General features: G+C 72.1%; 19 protein-coding genes and 1 tRNA gene. 11 read left to right on the plus strand and 9 right to left on the minus strand.

Annotated elements, in window-relative coordinates; translation table 11 throughout:
* Positions 1 to 13: 13 nt before the first annotated feature.
* Both mgrA and OJ962_RS06365 read right to left on the minus strand, forming a co-directional pair.
* Positions 14 to 1039, minus strand: a complete 1026-nt coding sequence (gene mgrA / locus OJ962_RS06360) for an L-glyceraldehyde 3-phosphate reductase (RefSeq protein WP_202956274.1) — start codon at positions 1037 to 1039, stop codon at positions 14 to 16.
* 7 nt (positions 1040 to 1046) lie between these two features.
* On the minus strand, positions 1047 to 1835 hold the full coding sequence (locus OJ962_RS06365; protein ID WP_202956275.1) for a DNA-3-methyladenine glycosylase family protein: 789 nt from the start codon (positions 1833 to 1835) through the stop codon (positions 1047 to 1049).
* Between the two features lie 12 nt (positions 1836 to 1847).
* Here OJ962_RS06365 and OJ962_RS06370 point away from each other — a divergent pair, with 12 nt between their 5' ends.
* The 3 genes from OJ962_RS06370 to OJ962_RS06380 all read left to right on the plus strand — a co-directional run bounded on the left by OJ962_RS06370 (position 1848) and on the right by OJ962_RS06380 (position 4823).
* Positions 1848 to 3089, plus strand: a complete 1242-nt coding sequence (locus OJ962_RS06370; protein WP_202956276.1) for an acyl-CoA dehydrogenase family protein — start codon at positions 1848 to 1850, stop codon at positions 3087 to 3089.
* The gene (locus tag OJ962_RS06375) at positions 3089 to 3760 is read left to right on the plus strand and encodes a YceH family protein (RefSeq protein ID WP_202956277.1); all 672 of its coding nucleotides are present in this window, start codon (positions 3089 to 3091) and stop codon (positions 3758 to 3760) included. Before OJ962_RS06370 ends, OJ962_RS06375 begins: the two co-directional genes overlap by 1 nt.
* A gap of 268 nt (positions 3761 to 4028) precedes the next feature.
* Positions 4029 to 4823: a YncE family protein gene (locus OJ962_RS06380; protein ID WP_270006242.1), complete on the plus strand. Its 795-nt coding sequence runs from the start codon at positions 4029 to 4031 to the stop codon at positions 4821 to 4823.
* Here the strand turns inward: OJ962_RS06380 and OJ962_RS06385 are convergent.
* Together OJ962_RS06385 and OJ962_RS06390 are read right to left on the minus strand one after the other, a co-directional pair.
* On the minus strand, positions 4813 to 6183 hold the full coding sequence (locus OJ962_RS06385) for a UTP--glucose-1-phosphate uridylyltransferase (RefSeq protein ID WP_202956279.1): 1371 nt from the start codon (positions 6181 to 6183) through the stop codon (positions 4813 to 4815). The genes OJ962_RS06380 and OJ962_RS06385 overlap by 11 nt on opposite strands.
* Positions 6180 to 6536, minus strand: a complete 357-nt coding sequence (locus OJ962_RS06390; protein WP_202956280.1) for a DUF188 domain-containing protein — start codon at positions 6534 to 6536, stop codon at positions 6180 to 6182. Before OJ962_RS06390 ends, OJ962_RS06385 begins: the two co-directional genes overlap by 4 nt.
* Positions 6537 to 6598: 62 nt before the next feature.
* Between OJ962_RS06390 and OJ962_RS06395 the strand changes: the two genes are divergently transcribed.
* Positions 6599 to 7321, plus strand: a complete 723-nt coding sequence (locus OJ962_RS06395) for a hypothetical protein (protein ID WP_202956281.1) — start codon at positions 6599 to 6601, stop codon at positions 7319 to 7321.
* Here the strand turns inward: OJ962_RS06395 and OJ962_RS06400 are convergent.
* Both OJ962_RS06400 and mobA read right to left on the minus strand, forming a co-directional pair.
* Complete coding sequence (locus tag OJ962_RS06400) at positions 7311 to 8282, minus strand: NAD(P)/FAD-dependent oxidoreductase (protein WP_202956282.1); 972 nt, start codon at positions 8280 to 8282, stop codon at positions 7311 to 7313. The genes OJ962_RS06395 and OJ962_RS06400 overlap by 11 nt on opposite strands.
* Positions 8279 to 8884, minus strand: coding sequence for a molybdenum cofactor guanylyltransferase (mobA, locus tag OJ962_RS06405; RefSeq protein ID WP_202956283.1), 606 nt, complete (start codon positions 8882 to 8884; stop codon positions 8279 to 8281). Before mobA ends, OJ962_RS06400 begins: the two co-directional genes overlap by 4 nt.
* 56 nt (positions 8885 to 8940) lie before the next feature.
* Here mobA and OJ962_RS06410 point away from each other — a divergent pair, with 56 nt between their 5' ends.
* The 3 genes from OJ962_RS06410 (at position 8941) to OJ962_RS06420 (ending at position 13626) form a co-directional block, all read left to right on the plus strand.
* Complete coding sequence (locus OJ962_RS06410) at positions 8941 to 12519, plus strand: OmpL47-type beta-barrel domain-containing protein (RefSeq protein WP_270006243.1); 3579 nt, start codon at positions 8941 to 8943, stop codon at positions 12517 to 12519.
* A gap of 61 nt (positions 12520 to 12580) precedes the next feature.
* Positions 12581 to 13024: a hypothetical protein gene (locus OJ962_RS06415; RefSeq protein WP_202956285.1), complete on the plus strand. Its 444-nt coding sequence runs from the start codon at positions 12581 to 12583 to the stop codon at positions 13022 to 13024.
* Between the two features lie 158 nt (positions 13025 to 13182).
* On the plus strand, positions 13183 to 13626 hold the full coding sequence (locus OJ962_RS06420) for a universal stress protein (RefSeq protein WP_202956286.1): 444 nt from the start codon (positions 13183 to 13185) through the stop codon (positions 13624 to 13626).
* A 221-nt stretch (positions 13627 to 13847) separates the two neighbouring features.
* Here the strand turns inward: OJ962_RS06420 and OJ962_RS06425 are convergent, their stop codons facing one another.
* Entirely contained in the window at positions 13848 to 15188 is a 1341-nt protein-coding gene (locus OJ962_RS06425) for a S8 family serine peptidase (RefSeq protein WP_202956287.1), read from the minus strand.
* A 119-nt stretch (positions 15189 to 15307) separates the two neighbouring features.
* Between OJ962_RS06425 and tadA the strand changes: the two genes are divergently transcribed.
* The gene (gene tadA, locus OJ962_RS06430) at positions 15308 to 15820 is read left to right on the plus strand and encodes a tRNA adenosine(34) deaminase TadA (protein ID WP_407697498.1); all 513 of its coding nucleotides are present in this window, start codon (positions 15308 to 15310) and stop codon (positions 15818 to 15820) included.
* Positions 15799 to 15888 (plus strand) — tRNA-Ser (locus tag OJ962_RS06435). The genes tadA and OJ962_RS06435 overlap by 22 nt, the downstream gene beginning before the upstream one ends.
* Positions 15889 to 15903: 15 nt before the next feature.
* Here the strand turns inward: OJ962_RS06435 and OJ962_RS06440 are convergent.
* Positions 15904 to 16485 carry an ANTAR domain-containing response regulator gene (locus tag OJ962_RS06440; protein WP_202956288.1) on the minus strand — a complete coding sequence of 194 codons (582 nt, stop codon included), beginning with the start codon at positions 16483 to 16485 and terminating at the stop codon, positions 15904 to 15906.
* Positions 16466 to 17509: a sensor histidine kinase gene (locus OJ962_RS06445; RefSeq protein WP_202956289.1), complete on the minus strand. Its 1044-nt coding sequence runs from the start codon at positions 17507 to 17509 to the stop codon at positions 16466 to 16468. The genes OJ962_RS06440 and OJ962_RS06445 overlap by 20 nt, the downstream gene beginning before the upstream one ends.
* A 106-nt stretch (positions 17510 to 17615) precedes the next feature.
* Here OJ962_RS06445 and OJ962_RS06450 point away from each other — a divergent pair, with 106 nt between their 5' ends.
* A complete protein-coding gene (locus OJ962_RS06450) occupies positions 17616 to 18998 on the plus strand; it encodes a cytochrome ubiquinol oxidase subunit I (RefSeq protein ID WP_202956290.1) in 1383 nt (460 codons plus the stop codon).
* A 2-nt stretch (positions 18999 to 19000) separates the two neighbouring features.
* Positions 19001 to 19885, plus strand: coding sequence for a cytochrome d ubiquinol oxidase subunit II (locus OJ962_RS06455; protein WP_202956291.1), 885 nt, complete (start codon positions 19001 to 19003; stop codon positions 19883 to 19885).
* The last annotated feature ends 80 nt before the right edge of the window (positions 19886 to 19965 follow it).

The raw sequence follows: 19965 nt of genomic DNA on the forward strand, positions 1-19965 counted from the left end.
CGGCGCGTTCAGCTCACGCGAAGCTCGACTGATCCCAGATGTTGATGCCCGAGTCGACCGCGTGCTGGTCGATCTGCGCGAGCTCCTCGGCGCTGAACGCGAGGTTGTCGAGGGCCGCGACGTTCGTCTCCAGCTGCTCGACCGAGGAGGCGCCGATAAGAGCGCTAGTAACCCGAGGGTCGCGAAGAACCCACGCGATCGCCATCTGCGCGAGCTTCTGGCCGCGCTTGGCCGCGATCTCGTTCAACGCGCGCACGCGCGCCATGTTCTCCTCGTTGATGAAGTCCTTCTTGAGGTAGAAGTCCTTGGCCGCGCGCGAGTCCTCGGGGATGCCGCCGAGGTAGCGGTCGGTGAGCATGCCCTGGCCGAGCGGCGAGAAGGCGATGATGCCGGCGCCGATCTCCTCGCAGGCGTCGAGCACGCCGGGCTCGATCCAGCGGTTGAGCATCGAGTAGGAGGGCTGGTGGATCAGCAGCGGCGTACCGAGCGAGCGCGCGATCTCGTTCGCCTCGCGCGTGCGCTCGGCCGAGTAGGAGGAGATGCCGGCGTACAGCGCGCGGCCGGAGCGCACGGCGGTGTCGAGCGCGCCGATCGTCTCCTCCAGCGGCGTCTCCGGGTCATAGCGGTGCGAGTAGAAGATGTCGACGTACTCGAGCCCCATGCGCTCGAGCGACTGGTCGAGGCTCGCGAGCAGGTACTTGCGCGAGCCCCACTCGCCGTACGGGCCGGGCCACATGTCGTAGCCGGCCTTGGTCGAGATGATCAGCTCTTCGCGGTACGGGCGCAGGTCCTCGCGCAGGATGCGGCCGAAGTTGATCTCGGCGGAGCCGTAGGGCGGGCCATAGTTGTTGGCCAGGTCGATGTGCGTGATGCCGAGGTCGAACGCGCGGCGGATGATCGCGCGCTGGTTCTGGAGCGGCGTGTCGTCGCCGAAGCGGTTCCACAGCCCGAGGCTGATCTGGGGCAGCTTGACGCCGCTGCGCCCGCAGCGGCGGTAGGGCATCGAGTCGTAACGGTCTTCAGCGGCGACGAAGGGCATGCCCTGGTTAATAGCGGCCGCCGCTGCGCCACCCCAGGGCGATCATGTATGCGGCTGCCAGTCCTTGCCACGGCGCGTAGCGGTCCAGGACGGCCCGGAACTCCTCCTCGGTGACGCTGCCGGTGCGCGCGCCGATGATCCGCGCGTAGGCGTTGCGGATGCCGACGTCCTTGGCCAGCGCCACGTCGTAGCGGCCGTGCCCGAACAGGTCGAGCTGCGCCAGCGTCCACTCGCCGATCCCGCGCACGGTGGCGGCGCGCTCGAGGCCGACGCGGGCGACGCGGGCGAGCGTACGCGCCTGCGTGGGCGCCAGGCCGCACGCCTCGAGCGCGGCCTGGTTGGTGAACGCCTCGCGCGGCGGGGCGGCGTACAGGCCGGACCCGTGGCGGGTCCCGTGCGCGCGCGTGAACGCCCACGCGATCTGCCCCGCGCGGGCCGTGTCGATGAGCTGGAACATCACGCCCCAGGCCAGCGCCTCGAACGGATCCGGCACGCGCTGGACGCGCAGGCGCGGCTGCGCCCGCATCGCCCGGCCGAGCAGGGGGTCGCCACGGTGCGCACGGTGGAACGGGGCGAGGTCGTCGTCGAGCGCGAGCATGAAGCGCATCCGCTCGATCGCGCGCTCGTCGCCGCGCAGGTGCACGACGTCGCCGCGCCAGGCCGCTTCGGCGAGCAGCAGGTCGCCGTCGATGACCATCGCCCGGCGCGCCACGCCGCGCTCGACGCGCAGCAGGCTGCCGGGCAGGTTCCCGTACGGCGGCTCGGATGGCCACAACGGCTTCACGACGACTTCCATAGGCTCCGCAGCATGGAAGCAGTCACGGAGGCGCTGAGCCAGGGCGCGTTCTCGATGGAGCTCAGCGAGGATCAGCGCGACGTGCGCGAGTGGGTGCACGGGTTCGCGGCGAACGTCGTCCGGCCCGCCGCCGCCGAGTGGGACGAGCGCGAGGAGACGCCGTGGCCGCTGATCCAGGAGGCGGCGAAGATCGGCCTGTACTCGTTCGAGGCGCTCGCGCAGTTCTACGCCGACGAGTCGGGCCTGATGCTGCCGATCGTCAACGAGGAGCTGTTCTGGGGCGACGCAGGGATCGGGATGGCGATCATGGGCACGACGCTCGCGGTCGCCGCGATCTTCTCGAGCGGCACCGGCGAGCAGTTCGGCGAGTGGGTGCCGCAGTGCTACGGGAGCGTCGAGAAGCCGGAGGTGGCGGCGTTCTGCGTGTCCGAGCCGGACGCGGGCTCCGACGTGTCCTCGCTGCGCACGCGCGCCCGCTACGACGAGGCCTCCGACGAGTGGGTGCTCAACGGCCAGAAGGCGTGGGCGACCAACGGGGGCATCGCGAACATCCACGTCGTGATCGCGTCCGTCGAGCCCGAGCTGGGCTCGCGCGGACAGGCCGGCTTCATCATCCCGCCCGGCACGCCCGGGCTGACGATGGGGACCAAGGTCAAGAAGCACGGGCTGCGCGCCTCGCACACCGCGGACGTCTTCCTCGACGACTGCCGCATCCCCAGCCGCTGCCTGCTCGGCGGCAAGGAGAAGCTCGACGAGCGGCTCGCCCGCGCGCGTGAGGGCGCGAGCGCGAAGAAGCAGGCCGCCATGCAGACGTTCGAGGCCACGCGCCCGACGGTCGGTGCGCAGGCGATCGGGATCGCCCGCGCCGCGTACGAGTACTCGCTCCAGTACGCGCAGGACCGCTCGCAGTTCGGCCGGCCGATCATCGAGAACCAGGCGATCGCGTTCGCGCTCGCGGACATGGCCCTGGAGATCGACGCCGCGCGGCTGCTCGTGTGGCGCGCGGCGTGGATGGGCCGGACGGGTCGCAAGTTCGAGAACGCCGAGGGCTCGATGAGCAAGCTCAAGGCGAGCGAGGTGGCCGTGTGGGCGACCGAGCGCGCGATCCAGATCCTGGGCGGCAACGGCTACACCCGCGAGTTCCCGGTGGAGCGCATGCACCGCGACGCGAAGATCTACACGATCTTCGAGGGCACGAGCGAGATCCAACGTCTTGTCATCAGCCGGGCGATCTCGGGCATGATGATCCGCTGATGGACCGCGATCTCGACCCCGTGGAAGTGCGCATCCTCGGCTGCCTGATCGAGAAGCAGCGCACGACGCCCGACCAGTATCCCCTCAGCCTCAACGCGCTGCGCAACGCCTGCAACCAGACGACGAACCGCAACCCGATCGTCTCCTACGACGAGGAGATGCTGCGCGCGGCGTTGCAGAAGCTCGGCCGGCGCCGCTACACCCGGCTGACCACCGGCCACAGCAGCCGGGCCGCCAAGTACCGGCACCTGCTGGATGAGGCGCTCCCGCTCGACGCCGCCGAGCAGGCCGTGCTCGCCGTGCTGCTGCTGCGCGGCGAGCAGACGCCCGGCGAGCTCAAGCAGCGCACGGAGCGCATGCAGGCCTTCGACGGCATGGCCGGCCTCCAGGACTGCCTCACGGGGTTGATCGACAAAGGCTTCGTGTCCGAGCTGGCCCGCCGCCCGGGCCAGAAGGAGGAGCGCTTCAAGCACAACCTCTCGGACGACCTGGACCCGGCCGACGTGCCCGCGGGTGCGGAGATGCCGGCCGTGGCCGTCGCGACCGTCCCGCCGCCGCCGCGGCGCGACGAGCGCATGGACAAGCTGGAGGCCGAGGTGCTCGCGCTGCGCACCGAGCTGAGCGCGCTGCGCGAGGAGCTCACCACCCTTCGGGCCGAACTTGGTGCGTAACTAGACCCCCGGCCAGTTCCCGGTGATCCGCGGGGGCGTAGGGTCCCGCACTCATGGAGCAGTGGCTCACGATCGCCCTCATCACCGTCCTGGTGCTGGCGCTCGTCGTCGTGCTCGCGCGACGGGCCTGATCGCGCTCGCCTTCGCCGGCTGCGGGGAGGCGTCGCAGCGGCCCGCCCCGGCCGGACCGAAGCTGCCCTTCCCGCCGCAGGCGCAGGAGCCTGGCCGCGCGCCGGCGTCCCCCGACCCCGCCGGACGGGTCGTGCGCGTGGGCGCGGGCGCCGAGGGGATCGCCGTCGAGGACGGCGTGGCGGCGGTCGCGGTCGACGCCGGGCTCGCGCTGGTCGACGCCGCGAGCGGTGCGCCGCGGAACGTGGTCGAGCTCCCCGCGCCGGCGCGCCACGTGTCGGTGGCCGGCGGCGCGTTCCTCGTCCCGCTGGAGGAGGCCAACCAGCTCGCCGAGGTCTCCCCGGAGGGTCAGGTGCGGCTGGTCGAGACGGGCGCCCACCCGCACGACGCCGCCGGGGACGGTGAGCGGGTGTTCGTGGGGGATGAGTTCGCCGCGTCGCTGTCCGTGGTGGACGACGGGCGGCTGGTGCGCTCCGTGCGCGTCGCGGAGCAGCCGGGCGGCGTGGCCGTGACCGGGGACGTCGTGGCGGTGGTGTCCGTGCGCGCGAACGTCGTCGAGACCTACGATCGCCGCACGCTGAAGCGGCTGAGCACGCAGAACGCCGGCTACGGGCCGTCGCACGTGGTCGCCGGCGAGGACGGACGGCTGTATGTGGCCGACACGCGCGGCGGGGGTGTGAGCGTGTTCAGCACGCGCCCGCGCCTGCGCTTCGAGCAGCGCATCGAGACCGGCGGGCAGCCGTACGGGATCGCGCTCGACGGCGACCGCCTGTGGGTGGCGCTGTCGGACCGCAACGAGCTGCTGCAGATCGAGGGCGGGCGCGTCGTGCGCACGTTCCCGACGGTGTCGACGCCCTACAGCGTCGCCGTGCATCACGGCACCGTGCTGGTGACGGGCCGCGACGACGGCGTGCTGCAGCTCGTCAGTCCGTGAGGACCGTGCCGTCCTCGATCGTGGCGGGCCCGGTGACCTTCACCGCACCGCGCGCGACGACGTCCGCGCCGAACGTCACGTCGCCCTCGACCTCGAAGCGGTCCGCCTCCTTCAGCGACACCGGTCCCTTCGGGAAGCGCGCCTCGAAGTCGCGCATGAGCTTGTAGTGGTCGGCGTCGAGCGTGACGATCGGGACGCTGTCACGCACGAGCTCTACGCGTGAGTCCTCGGTCAGGCGGTAGGCGTCCGAGCGCAGCGCGAGCAGGTCGTCCGTCGTCTTGACCGGCGCGAAGCGCGTGCGCGGGACGATCAGCGCGCGGGCGCCGTCGAAGACCTCGATCGCCGCGCCCATCGCGGTCTCGATCTGGAACACCTTCGGGGAGGACTTGTCCCCGGGGTCGACGGTCTTCTGGTTGCGGATCATCGGCAGCCCGAGCACGCCGTCGCGCTCGCGCATCGCCGCGTCCAGCGCGCGCAGGCTCACCCACAGGTTGTTCGTGTTGGCGAAGCGGTGCTTGCTCAGGTCCTGCAGCGCCTTGAGGTCCTCCTCGGGCGTCTGCGCCGTCTCGCGCAGGATCAGCCGGCCGTCCTGCTTGCGCTTCGCGAGGTGCCCGCCCTTGCGGTCGGCCTCCGTGCGCTCGGTGACCTCCATCAGGAACGGGACGTCGTTCGCGCGCAGCCAGGCGAGGATGCGCGGCTCGAGCACCGCGCCGAGGTTGTCGGAGTTGGCGACGAACGCGTACTCGTAGCCGCGCTCGAGCAGGTCCTCGAGCATGCCGGAGGTCACGAGCGCCGTGTAGAGGTCGCCGTGGCCGGGCGGGCACCACTCCAGCGCCGGGTTGTCGGGCCATTCGGCGGGCGTCAGGTCCTCGACCAGGAGCTTGGGCTCCTTGTTCTGGATGAAGTCGAGCGGGAGGCCGACGTCGAGGTCCGGGTGCTGGGCGAGCGCCTTCAGCGAGTCCTCGCGCGTGGAGAAGGAGTCCATCAGCACCAGCGGAAGCCGCGCGTCGTGCGCTTCGCGCAGGGCCAGGACCTGGCGCGCGATCACGTCGAGGAAGCTCAGCCCGTCCTTGGCCTCCAGCAGCGACTTCGCGCCCGTCAGGCCCATGCTCGTGCCCAGGCCGCCGTTGAGGCGCAGCACGATCGCCTTCTGGAGCGCCTCGCGCTCGGCTTCGGGGTCCGAGGGGAGCTCGTCGAGGTGCGGGAGCTCGGTGACCGGCTCGATCGTGTCCTCCGGGACGAGGCCCGTCTCACCCGCCTCGAGTTGGCGGTAGTAGTGCTCGAAGGCGTTGATGGCGGCGTCCGCCACGCCCTCCTCGCGCATCTTCTCGACCGCGGCGCGCAGCCCGTCTTCGCTCACCGCGAGGACTCTAGCCGTCGGCGGAACGTGCCCGCGCCCTCGACGGTGGCGCCGTTGGCCCGCACGCGGGCGGCGAGCGTGGCGTCGGAGGTGACCACGTGGTCGCCCGGTTGCGCCAGCGCGGCGATCTCGTCGTCGGCGGCGTCGCGGCCTCGGCGCGCGGCTCTGACGACCGTCACCTGGCCGACGGTCCCGATCAAGTCGTCGGGGCCGGCGTCGAGTACCACGGTGACCTCGTCCTGCGCCCACGCGCGGATCTCGTCGACCAGGCGCCGCATCGCGCCCTCGCGGTCACGCCACCAGCCGTCCGGGCGCGAGCCGATCACGTTCATGGCGTCGACGTAGAGGCGCATCTGTCCTTTCCCTTACCCCGCTAAAGCCGATCGGACGAATGGCCGATGGGTTGAGCAAGCCAATGCGCCTCGACACGTCTCTCCTCCAGGGCATCTCCGCCGCGAACACCGCGGCGTCCAAGGCCCAGCAGTCCTCCTCGCTCAAGACGACGGGGACGTCCACCACCTTCTCCAGCGCTCTGAAGACCGCGACGTCCGCCTCCGAGAAGGAGTCGACCAAGCCGGTCGAGGGCGAGAACTACGCCGAGATCCTGACGGGTCCGCGCGCGGGCATGTACATCAACAAGTCCGGCAACGCGCGTGACGGCGAGGCCTTCATCCTGGTCAAGGGCGAGAACGGCAAGCCCGACCAGCACATCTACGGCACGGGCAAGGACCGCACGGTCGTCTCCAGCGGCGGCGACGGCGAGAAGTCCTCCTCGGCGGACAAGTCGTCCTCCAAGGACAAGTCCTCCGCCACGGGCAAGGCGCCGTCCGACGAGACCGTCAAGCAGCTCGACGGCCGCGGCTACGCCGACATCCTCACCGGCTCGCGCAACGGCCTGTACCTGAACACGTCCGGCAACGTCCGCGACGGCCAGGTCTTCACGCTGGTCAAGCGTGAGGGTCGCGAGTACCACATCTACGGCACCGGCAAGGACCGTCAGGTGATCGGCCTGCGTCCGAAGAGCGAAGCGGCGGACCAGACGCCGGCGACGACCGACAAGCCCACCGAGACGACCACGCCGTCGACCGGCACCGGCACGCCGGGTAGCGGCCAGCTCGTCGACACCGCTACGACGTAAAACCGAAGCGGCGCACGTCCAGGGCCGGCGGGATCGCCGCCGGCCGTCCGAGTGCCAGATCCGCGACGAGCCGCGCCGACGCCGGTCCGAGCGTGATCCCCCACGCTCCGTGGCCGCTCGCCACGTAGAGCTCGTCCTCCAGCTGCCCGAGCATCGGCCGCCCGTCGGCCGAGCCCGGCCGCGCGCACGCCCGCAGGCCGCGCACGCGCCCGAGATCCGCGAGGAACCGCTTCGCATTGGCCAGGATCTCCGGCGCCAGCGCGTCCGGGTCGGGCCGGTCGGGCAGGAACGTGGATCCGATCGCGGAGATGCCGCGCGCGGTCACGGCGCTGAACAGCACGTCCGGGACGTCGTCGGTTGTGAGCGCGTCGATGCCGGCCTCCTCGAGGACGTGGCCCGGCGGGTTGTCGAGCTCGAGGTCGACCACGACGCCCCAGACGGGCGTGATCGGGAGGTCGACGAGGTCCTTGGTCCACGGGCCGGCGGCGAGGATGCGCGGGCCGCTCGTGGGGCCTTCGGCGCCGAGCTCGATGCGTGCACCGGCGTTTCGGGCGCGCTGCGCCCATGCGTGCGCGGCGGCCGCGGGCGGCACGGGGCGGCCCGTGTCGATCCGGCGCGCGAACAGGCCGGGCTGGAGCGCGGGCTCCATCCTCTGCGGGTCCTCGATGGGCTCGGCGCCGTCGTGCTCGAACGGCTCGTCGCTGATCAGCAACAGGCCGGACGGATGCTCGGGCAGGTCGAACCCCTCGAGCTCGCGATAGTGCTGCAGCGACTCCTCGTACAGGCCGGTCAGTTCAGGGTCGAGCGGGTCCTGCACGACGCCCGAGTTGCGTCCGGAAGCGCCCGCGGCGATCTCGTCGCGCTCGTAGAGCGTGACGCTCGCGCCGCCCTCGGCGAGGAAGGCCGCGAGCGCACAGCCGACGATGCCGCCGCCGACGACGGCGAAGTCGGGCGCGCTCACGGCCGCGCCTTCGGCGTCGCGGCGGCCGCGCCCGCACCAGCTGCGCCGTCGCCGTCCGGGCCCGGGCCGGCCGTGGCGTCCGGGCCGTCCGCGAGCGCGTGCTCCGCCGCCGCCAAGTCCTCGCGCGTGTTCACGCTCGCCACCTGTTCGCGCGGCGCGCCCAGCACCGCGGGTTGCAGGCGGCCGAGCGTCGCGCGCAGCGAGTCCTCGCGCGCGAGCGCGTCTCGCAGCACCGGTAGCTGCAGCGGCTCGTAGCGGCCCGGGAACGGCTCGCGCTCGACCGCGAGCGCTGGGCCCTCGTGGTCGGCCAGCGCGCGCAGCAGCTCCGGCGTGATCCAGGGCTGGTCGCACGCGACCGCGACCACCGGGCCGCCGTGCCCGAGCGCGGTCACCAGGCCGAGCAGTGGGTGGGTCGGCTCGTCCGGCTCGATCCAGGTGGGCACGTCCGGCAGGACGGTGCCGGCCTTGGCCACGACGACGGCGTCGAGCCCGGCCGCGCGGGCGGCCGCGAGCGGGCGCGCGAGCAACGGTCGTCCACCCAGCTCCACGAGCGCCTTCTCCCCGCCCAGGCGGCGGCCACGTCCGCCTGCCAACACCGCCACGACAACTTTGTGCACGATGGCTACAGGTTTTACCGAGGTGGTCGATCACGGTGATCGTGAAGCCTCGGATTCGCATCCTCGTCCTCATGCTCGCGACCGTGCTGGCGCTGCCCGCGACCGCGTCCGCGAACCCGTGGGACTCCGTGACCCCGCTGTCGATGTGCGCGCTGCCGCCGTCCAACCCGGTCGCCGCCGTCGCCACCGACACGACGGTGGTCCCCGCCGGCCCGACCAGCCAGGGCGGCTGGCACAGCGCGCCCGTGAACATCACGCTGGCCGGCACCGCCGTGCAGGGCTTCGAGTGGACGATCGACTGCGACCCGCTGCTCCAGACCGGTCCGAGCGCGACGATCAGCACCACGGGCGAGCACACCTTCACCCACCGCGTGATCGAGGCGCCCTCCGGCGACCAGACGCCGTGGATCGAGGATACCGTCAAGGTCGACGTCACCGACCCGGTGGACACGACGGTCGTCCCGGCGACCTGGCACGACGACGTCGCCACCATCACCTTCAACGGCCACGACACCGCCGGCACGCCCGACCAGTCGGGCGTCGCGACCATGGTCTACGAGCTCGACGGCGACCCGGGCGTACCGGTCAACCCGGGTGACACGCTCAACATCACCGAGAACGGCACGTTCACGCTGCGCACGTGGATCGTCGACAACGCCGGCAACCAGTCCGCGCCGCGCAACTCGATCGTGCGCGTCGACTCCGCCGACCCGGTGGACACCACGACGGTCCCGGCCGGCTGGCAGACGACGCCGTCGGTCGACGTCACCGTCGAGGGCACCGACAGCGGCGGCGAGGGCATCACGCTCGTCGAGTGGCAGCTGGACGGCGTCCCGCACTCGGCCGCCGGCCCCGGTCCCGTCACCGTGACCGTCAGCGGTGAGGGCGACCATGTCCTGAGCACGCGCCTCACGGACGGCCGCGGCCACGACTCCGGCTGGAAGACCCAGCACGTCCGCATCGACACCGTCCAGCCGACGGACGCAACGACCGCGACCAGCGCGTGGCTCTCGCAGAACTCGCTCGACGTGACCGTGCAAGGCACGGACGCGACCTCCGGCGTCGCGCGCGTCGTGTACAAGCTCGACGGCGGCCCCGAGGTCTCCACCAACGGCGACACCGCCACCGCGACCGTCACCGGCACGGGCGAGCACACCCTGGAGACGCAGGTGTACGACGTCGCCGGCAACGCTTCCGCGTTCAAGACGCACACGATCCGTCTCGACCCGACCAACCCGTCGAACTCGACGCCGACCGGGTCCGACGCCTGGCGCACGACCCCCTACTCCGTGCGCGTCAACGGCTCCGACGAGCTCTCCGGCGTCAACCGCGTGGAGTGGCGCGTCAACAACGGCGCCGCGACGTCCGGCGCGCCCGGCGTCCTCACCGCGCTCGTCACCGGCGACGGCTCCCACACGCTGTCCACGCGCGTCGTCGACAACGCGGGCAACGCGTCCGTCTGGCGCGACGAGACGATCCGCATCGACACGGTCAAGCCGGCCGACACGACGACCGTCCCGGCCTCGGTAGGCCGCGGGCGCAAGATCCCGATCACCGCGACGGACGCGCTCTCGGGCCCGTCGGGCGCGGTCGAGTGGCAGGTCGACGGCGGCGCGATCAAGACCTCCAGCCCCGCGATCCTCGGCACCTCCGGTGCGCACGTGCTCAAGACGCGCGTGCAGGACAACGCGGGCAACTGGAGCGACTGGAAGACCGCCAACGTCACCGTCACCACCGTCAACGAGGACACCACCGACCCGGTGGACACCACGTCGATCGCGACGGGCTGGCGTCCCGGCCCGTACGAGGTCGTGGTCACGGCCGACGACGACGTCGAGCTGGCCGAGGTGCAGTACCGCTTCAACGGCGACATCGTGTCCGGCCCGAGCGGGCTGCGGTTCACCGTGTCCACGGACGGCGTGCACGAGATCGAGACCCGCGCGATCGACACCGCCGGCAACGTGAGCACGTGGCGCCCGCACACGCTGCAGATCGACCAGACGCGTCCCGTGGACACGTCCGCGCTGACGTCCGGCTGGACCAAGACGCGCGCCGTCGAGCTCACCGGCACGGACGAGACGTCCGGTGTGGCCTCCGTCGCCTACCAGGTCAACGGCGGCGCGGTGACGACCGTCAACGCCGACCACGCGAGCTTCACGCTTCCGAGTGACGGCACGTTCGTCATCCGCCACCGCGTGACGGACAACGCCGAGCGCCAGAGCGAGTGGAAGACGGACACGGTGAAGGTCGACACGGCCGTCCCGGTCAACACGAGCCCGGTCGCGCCGTCGACCTGGCAGGCCACGGCGCTGTCGGTGGCCCTGACCGGCACGGACGTCGGCTCTGGCGTGGACCGCTACGAATGGCGCGTCGGGGGCGGCGAGATCAAGTCCGGCAACGCCGCCGTGGTCACCACCGACGGTGCGCAGATCCTGCAGACGCGGGTCGTCGACAAGGCGGGCAACGAGTCCACCTGGCGCAACGACACCATCAAGGTCGACCTGACCAAGCCGGTCAACACGACGCCGGTCGTGGCCTCGCCGTGGCGCAGCTCGAACTTCGCGACGACCGTCAGCGGCACGGACGCGGCGTCCGGCGTGGCGCGTGTCGAGTGGAAGCTCGACACGGGCTCGGTCTCGACGTCCCCGGCCGTGGCCATCGCGGTCGAGGGCAACTACAAGCTGTGGACGCGCGTGATCGACGTCGCCGGCAACGACTCCGGCTGGCGCGCGGACAGTGTCGGCATCGACAAGAGCGCGCCGTCGCTGGCTGCGGACTGCGGTGCCGCCGTGTGGCGCAACGCGCCGGCCGTGTGCAAGGTCGCCGCCGACGGCGGGATCTCCGGCCTGTCCGTGCTCACCGGGGCGCGTGGCGGCGAGGGCGCGACGGCGGTCGCCGGTGGCGCGTACACCGTCGAGGCCGAGGGCACGTCCACCGTCACGTTCAAGGCGATCGACGGCGCGGGCAACGAGGTCACGGCGCAGGGCACGGTCAAGGTCGACCGCACCGCGCCGACGGCCACCGTCGCCTGCACGCCGGACCCGAAGTCGCTCAACCACATCTGCACCGCGACCGGCACGGACCTGCTGTCCGGGCTCGCCGGCGTGACCTGGTCGGTCAACGGCGGCGCGCCGACGCCGATCGCCCCGGGCGCGAGCTTCACCGTGGCCAAGGGCAAGGTGGTCGTCCGCGCAACCGACGGCGCCGGCAACGTGGGCGCGAGCGCGCCCGTCAGCCTGGCCGAGCGGCACGAGGACGAGCACGAGGAGGGCGTCACGCCGCGCAGCACGAGCGAGGCCGTGCTGCTCAAGGGCTCGAGCGCGAAGGGCTCCGCGTCCAAGCGGCTCGTCGGCCAGCTGGCGCTGTCGTCGACCCCGACCGCGACGACCGTCGACCTGCGCCCGCTGGCGCTCGGCAGCGGCACCTTCCAGCTCGTGCTCAAGGTCACGGTCGGCAAGAAGACCAAGACCTTCACCAAGACCCAGAAGACCGTGAAGGGCTACTCCAAGCGTGTCACGGTCAAGGCCGCGGCGGGGGCGGACGCGAAGGTCGCGTTGACCGTCAAGCGCAAGTCCGGCAAGCGCTGGGTCACGCACGCCACCGCCTCCGCGCACCTTTAGGTTGACGTTCCCCGATCGCTTGCGACAATCGTCTCAAGCGATCGTCCGAAGGGAGCGCTCCATGTCGGAAGAGGCCACGCGGGTTCTCATCGTCGCCAACAAGACCGCCGCCACGCCGGCCCTGCTGGAGGCGGTGCGCACGCGGGCCGCGCGCGGGCCGGCGACGTTCACGCTGCTGGTGCCGAACGCCGCCCACGGGCTGCACAAGCTCGTCGACCCCGAGGATCAGGCCCGCAGCGAGGCGGAGACCGTGATCGAGCTGGCGGTGCCGCTGCTCGAGGAGGCCGCGGGCGCGCCCGTGGACAGCATGATCGGCGTGCCCGAGCCGCTCGCCGCGATTCAGGACGCCGTCAACATCCACGGCTTCGACGAGCTGATCATCTCGACCCTGCCGCAGCGCGTGTCCAAGTGGCTGCACCTGGACCTACCGGCCAAGGCCGCCGGGCTCGGTCTGCCCGTCACCACGGTCATCGCGTCGTCGCGAGCGGAGCGCTCCATGGCGTGAGCTGAGCGCGGGCCACTAGCCTCATGGCCGTGAACCGCCTCTGGATCTACATGCAGGTGATCATCGTGATCTGCGTGATCGCCAGCTTCGTGATCGCCCTGATCAAGCTCTGACGCGAACCGACATGGCGCCCCGTCGCGCGTGCGTATGATCGCGCCATGTTCCGCTCGATCGTCGTGGGCACTGACGGTTCCGACACCGCGCAGAAGGCGGTCGACAAGGCGATCGAACTCGCCAAGTCGCTGAACGCCCAGATTTGGATCGTCTCCGCCTACGAGCCCGTCCCGAAGGCCCGCCTGCGCGAAGAGGCCCGCCAGACCCCCGCCGACCTCCAGTGGATGGTCAACCCCCGCGAGGAGGTCGACGCCACGTTGGGCGAAGCCGCCGAACTCGTCCGCGCCGCGGGCTTGGAGGTCGAGACCTTCGCCCGCGAAGGCGACCCCGCCGACGCGATCCTCGACGTCGCCGAGGAGCGCGACGCGGACCTGATCGTGGTCGGCAACAAGGGCATGACGGGCGCGCGCCGCTTCCTGCTCGGCTCGGTGCCCAACAAGGTCTCGCACCACGCGCCCTGCTCCGTGCTGATCGTGCGCACGACGTAAACGGCGAAGCACACCCACTGGCCGCGCGTCAAGAAACTCGCCGAGGCCGCTCGGGCCCGGACGGTTGCACGGGCTCGGACCGCGAGCCCCGACCCCGGCGCGCGAGGGGGTGCCCAACGTAGGTCCCGCTCAGCGGGACCAGCGTTATGCACCCCCTTACGCTGGCCCGCGTCCGCGCGCACTGACGCCGCGCGCCGGCGCGGAGCGGAGCGCCCGCGCGGTTAGGTGACCGGGATCGCCGGGTCGGTCGCGCGGGCCGCATTGAGGCGACCGGCGCCGTAGTGCGGGTCCAGACCGGGCGGGCCGAGGTCCACGGCGGTGGTTTCCAGGCGGCGTTCGATGGCGGCCGGGGTCGGGTCGGGGCCCAGGATGCCCGACGCGATGACCAGGGCGGCGGTGGCCGCGGCGTGCGGGGCGGCCATGGAGGTGCCGATGTACTCGCTCGGGATGGTGAAGCGGCCCGGGGCGCTCGCGCGGAAGGTCATCTGGAAGATGTCCATGCCGGGGCGGGCCGCGACGCAGTTGGGGTCGCCCTCGAGGGCGGCGTCGACGCCGCCGCCCGGGGCGACGAGGTCGAGGTCGGCGCCCTCGTTGGAGTAGTCGGCCTGGCAGCCGTGCTGGGTGGTGGCGCCGACGGACAGGACGTCCCTGGAACGGGCCGGGTAGGCGACGGCCGCCGCGGCCGCGTTGCCGGACGCGCCGACGACCAGCGTGCCCTGGCGGCGGGCGTAGCTGATCGCGTCCAGGATGTTCGGGATCTGCGAGCGGGTGATCTCCGACGGGAACTCGAACGAGAGGTTGATGACGTGCGCGCCGTTCTTGGCCGCGAAGCGGATGCCGCGGGCGATCTGCTGGGAGTCGCCCTCGCCTTCGCTGTCGAGGACCTTGACGGGCATGACCTTGACGCCGTAGGCGAGGCCGGTGAGGCCGATCGAGTTGCCCGTGCCCTCGGCGATCGTGCTGGCGACGTGGGTGCCGTGGCCGTTGTCGTCGTTCGGGTACGGGTCGTCCTCGACGAAGTCCCAGCCCTTGACGAAGCGGTGCGGCGAGAAGTCCGGCGAGCGATGGAACGGCCCGCGATTGGCGTACGCGACGCCCGTGTCCAGCACCGCGACGACCACGCCCTTGCCGCCGGGCCGGCCGACGCGCGCCAGGTTCGCCCACGCGTTCGGCGCGTCCACGCCGGTCGCGGGCAGGAAGTTCCACTGCAGCTTCTGCCAGCCGCCGATCTCCCCGCCGCGCGGACCGGGATCGGGCGGGATCCAGCCCGACAAGCGCGCGACATAGTTCGGGGTGGCGCTGCGCACACCCGGCCGCCTCGAGAGCGACCGCGCCCCGCGCGCCACGTCCTTGACGCGCACGACCCGCGCGCCCGAGCGGTCGCGCACCACGACCTCGCCCACGCGGTACTGCGCGGGCTCCTGCGCACGCGCCTTCAAGGCCGCCGAGGCGGCCCGCGCGTCACCACTCGAGGCCCCACCGGCCCACGCCGCCGGCGCGGCGACCGCCCCCGCGAAGATCGCGGAGAAGGCCAGCAGGGGAAGGCGGGAGCGAAGTGGCATCAGGGTGTCCAAGACCGAGCGGCGCGAGCGGCGGGGGATCTGCCCGGTCTCGGTTCGTACAACATGATCGGCAGAAGGAAGTTCCGGAACAACCCCCAGTCTGTAACGAAACTGTGCCAATTGTGCCCCGAGATGAGCACGAGAAGTCCATGCGGCTCGCCATCCTCGAGGCCGAGAAGGCGCTGACCCACGACGACGTCCCCGTCGGCGCGGTCATCCTCGACCGCGACGGCACCGTCATCGGCGCCGGGCACAACGAGCGCGAGCTCCTCCAGGACCCCAGCGCGCACGCCGAGATGCTCGCGATTCGCCAGGCCGCCGAGCACGTCGGCCACTGGCGGCTGCTGGACACCACGCTGTACGTGACCCTGGAGCCGTGCGCGATGTGTGCCGGGGCGATCGTCCTCGCCCGCATCCCGCACGTCGTCTACGGCACGACCGACCCCAAGGCGGGCGCCGCCGGCTCCGTGCTCGACGTCCTCGCAGAGCCGCGGCTGAACCACCGCCCACAGGTCACCAAGGACGTCCTGCAGCCCGAGTGCGCGCAGCTTCTGAAGGACTTCTTCGCCACCAAGCGCCGCCGGTCGCTACCCTCAGACGCCGCACGCTCGGAGAGGTGCGAGAGTGGTTGAATCGGGCGGTCTCGAAAACCGTTGAGCGGGTAACCCCTGTTCCGAGGGTTCGAATCCCTCCCTCTCCGCTGCAGCAAGGGCGCCTACGGGCGCCCTTTCTCGTACAGGGCCCGCTGGTCGACGATCGCCCGCGCCACGTCGACCAGCCGCAGGTTGCGCTGGCGCGCCGTCGTCTGGATGCGCGCGAACGCCTCGGGCTCCGTCAAGCCCAGGCCTGAGATCAGCAGCCCCTTCGCCTGCTCGACCACCTTGCGGTCCGCGAGTGCCTGGCGGGTGGAGTCGACCTCCGCCCGCAGCGCCTCCAGCTCGGCCGAGCGCGCGGCCGCGAGGCGCAGCGCCGCCTCCAGCTGACGGTCGTCGACCGGCTTGGTCAGGTGCGCGAGCACGCCCGCCGCGATCGAGCGGTCGAGGACCTCGGGCGCGTCCAGCCCCGTCAAGATCACGACCGGCCGGCGGGGCCCGTCCTCGCTCAGCGACCGCGCGAGCTCGATCCCGTCGCCGTCGGCGAGGTCCACGTCGAACAGGTACAGGTCGGCGCCGTCGGCGAGCTCGCGCGCCTCGACGACCGTCGCCACCGGCCCGAGCACCTCGTGCCCCATCGCTCGCAGGCGGCTCGCCAGTCCGAGGGCGATGATCGGGTCGTCTTCAGCGACGAGGACGCGCATCCCGCGAAGGGTCGAAGGTGATCCGCACGGCTCCATCCTGCAGCTCGACGGTCCCGAACAGCCCGTTCGTGACGACCTGGCGCACCAGCGCCAGCCCGAGACCGGAGCCGCCGTCCAGCGACGGTGGCCCGCCGCCGGCGTCGCGCACGACGAGCTCGCCGGACCGCAACTCCACCGTGACCGGGGGCTTGCCGTGCTGCAGCGCGTTCGCCACCAGCTCGTTGACGACGACGCCCAGGTTCTGCGCGACCGGGAACGGGAGCTCCAGGGGCTCCGCGGACACGGTCACCCCGTCATAGCCCGCCACGACCGCCTCCAGCAACTCGGGCGCGGGCACCCGCCCGCCGCCCTGACGTGCCAGCACCGCGTGCACCGCCGCGATCGACTGGATCCGCTCCGACGCCCGCTCCACCGCCGCCGGCCCGCCCAGCTGCAGCAGCTCCGCGACGACCTGCAGCGAGTTCTTCACGCGGTGGTGGGCCTCGGCGAGCATGGCGCCCTCCAGCTGCGCGCGCCGCGTCGCCTCCCGCACCGCCCGCGCCAGCTGAAGCCCGAGCAGCGTCGAGCCGGCCAGCAGCACCGCGTGGAACAACGCCTCCGACGTGGGCAGCGGGTCGGGCGCGAAGCCGATGCAGACCGCGAAGGCGCCCGCCGCCACGACCATCCACGCGACCAGCGCGCGCGGGTTGTCGTCGTTGGAGATCGCCAGGAACGGGACGACGAGCAACAGCAGCAGATCGAGCCGCGACTGCCCGCCCGCGATCAGCACCAGCCCGCACACGCTCACCAGCACGCCGCCCGCCCACAGGTCGATCAGCAGCCGTCCCCGCGGGGTGGGCAGGAGCGTCGCCCACGGCAGGCGGGAGATCGCGAGGTGGGCGACCGCCGAGAACCCGGTCAGCACCCACACGAGCTCGGCGTCCGCGATCGGCACGCCGACCAGCAGCGCGAGGACGACCGCGGCCACGGAGGTCCATCCGAGCGCAGTCCCGGCACGCCAGGTCTCATGGAGCGGGATGCGCATGCCGACTACTATGTGTAGCGGCCGCTCACGATCGGTGGCCGAGGGTCCAGACGCCCGTTCCCTGGCTCGCCCCTACCCGGGGCCCGAACGGAAAGGACCCACCGTCGTGACCTCGCTCGATCTGGCCCGCTGGCAGTTCGGCCTGACCACGTTGCTGCACTTCGCGATCGTCGGCGTCTCGATCGGCCTCGTGTTCTTCGTCGCGCTGATGCAGACGCGCTACCACCGCACGGGCGATGAACGCTGGCTGCGGCTGACCAAGTACTACGGCAGGGCGATGATCGTCGTGTTTGCGGTCGGCGTCGTCACCGGCCTGCTGCAGACGTTCCAGTTCGGGCTCAACTGGGCGGGGTTCTCGCGCTACGTCGGCGACATCTTCGGCGCGCCGCTCGCGCTGGAAGGGCTGGCGGCGTTCTTCGTGGAGTCCGTCTTCCTCGGGCTGTGGATCTTCGGGGCGGGCAAGCTGCGGCCGCGTATCCATCTTGCATGCATCTGGATCGTGAGCGCGGCGACCATGATCAGCGCCTACTCGATCCTCGTCGCGAACTCGTGGATGCAGCACCCGGTCGGCTACGAGATCGTCGACGGGCGCGCGCAGCTCACGGACGTAGTCGCGGTCATGTTCAACGCGACCATCGGGCTGACGGTCGCGCACGTGCTCTTCACCTCGCTGATGACCGGCGCCGTGATCGTGCTCGGGATCGCTTGTGTTCAGCTCAAGCGGGGCGTCGAGGTGAGCGCGTTCGGCGCCGTCGCGCGGATGGCGACCGTGATCGGGCTCGTGGCCGCGCTGGCCGCGGCCGGCGCGGGCCACTTCCAGGGCGTGCTGGCGCTCGAGCAGCAGCCGATGAAGATGGCCGCGGCGGAGGCGCACTACGAGACCGAGGCGCCCGCCGGCTTGTCGCTGTTCGCGCTCGGCGGGCTTTCGACGGAGTCCGTCCCGCCGTTCCTGAACGTGAAGGTGCCGGCGGCGCTGAGCTTCCTGAACAACTTCTCGCTCAGCAGCGAGGTGCGCGGGATCGAGCAGCTGCAACGCGAGGCCGAGGCGCGCTACGGGCCCGGCGACTACACGCCGTTCGTCGCGCTCATGTACTGGAGCTTCCGCGTGATGGTCGGTGGCGGCGTGCTGCTGATCGCGCTGTTCGCGGTCGGCTGCCGGCTTGCGGCGACGGGCCGGCTGGAGCGCTCGCGCTGGTTCCTGCGGGCGGCGATGTGCGCGATGGCGATCCCGTTCGCCGCCCAGGCCGGCGGCTGGCTGCTGCGTGAGGGCGGCCGCCAGCCGTGGGTGGTCGACGGGCTCCTGCGCACGGACGTCGCCTCCTCCGACGTGAGCGTGTGGGCCGTGGCCGGTTCGCTGGGCGCGTTCCTGGCCGTGTACGCGGTGGTGTTCTGGACCGCGGCGCGCGTGCTGCGCAGCGAGCTGTCGCACGGGTTGCCGGCTGCCAGGCCCGCCCCGCGCGCCACCGCCGACCTCGCCCTGGGGTACTGAGCATGTTCGGCCTCGAGGGACTTCCGGCGCTGTGGCTGCTGCTGTTGGGCGTCGTCTGGGCGCTGTATCTGGGGCTCGGCGGCGCGGACCTGGGCGTCTCGATGCTCACGCGGCGCTTCGAGGACCGCACGGCGGTGCTGCGCTCCAACGGCGCGACGTGGGCGACGAACGACGTCTGGCTCGTGATCGCGGTCGCCGCGACGCTGGGCGCGTTCCCGGGCTGGTACGCGGCGTGGCTGAGCGAGCTGTACGTGCTCGTCGTCGTGATCGTGCTGGCATTGATCGTCCGGCACGCGGGGATCGAGCTGATCGGGCACGTGTCGGCGCGCGCGGGGGAGTGGTGGTCGCGCGCGATCGTCGTGTCCGCGTGGGCGACCGCGATCGGCTGGGGGATGGTGTGGGCGTGGATGCTGCGCGGCGGCTCCGTGCTCTCGGCGCAGACCGTGCTGGCCGGCGTGGCGCTCGCGCTCGCGTGCCGGGTGGCGGGAGCGGCGTACCTGGAGCGCCGGGTCGGCGTGGGCGCTGAGGCGCGCCGCCGGACGGTCCCGCTCGCGCTGGTGTTCGCGGTGCTCGCGGGTATCGCGCTCGAGTCGCCCTGGACCGGGCTGGTGGTGCTCGCGTTCGTGCCGCGGCTCGCGCTCTGGGGCGCGGGGCTCGCGGCGGCGATCGTGCCGCTGGCGGTGCTCGCGGCGGCATCCCCGAGGGTCGCGGGTGTGGACCTGCGCGTTGAGGCGTCCGGCGACTACACGCTCACGCTGATGACGGTGATCGCGGCCCTCGTGCTGCCGCTGATCCTCGCGGCGCACGCGTTCGCGTACTCGCGCTTCAAGCGGGAGCCCGGCTCGCTCGTCGAGCTGATGCGCCGCGGGATGGAGCAGCTGCGATGAGCGCGCGCGGCGAGGGCGCGGGGCGGCGCGGCGCGGGTGGGCGCGGCGAGGCGGCGGGGCAGCGCGGCGAGGGCGGCGGG

It is taken from the genome of Solirubrobacter deserti (assembly GCF_027587175.1).
Taxonomy (GTDB): Bacteria; Actinomycetota; Thermoleophilia; order Solirubrobacterales; family Solirubrobacteraceae; genus Solirubrobacter; species Solirubrobacter deserti.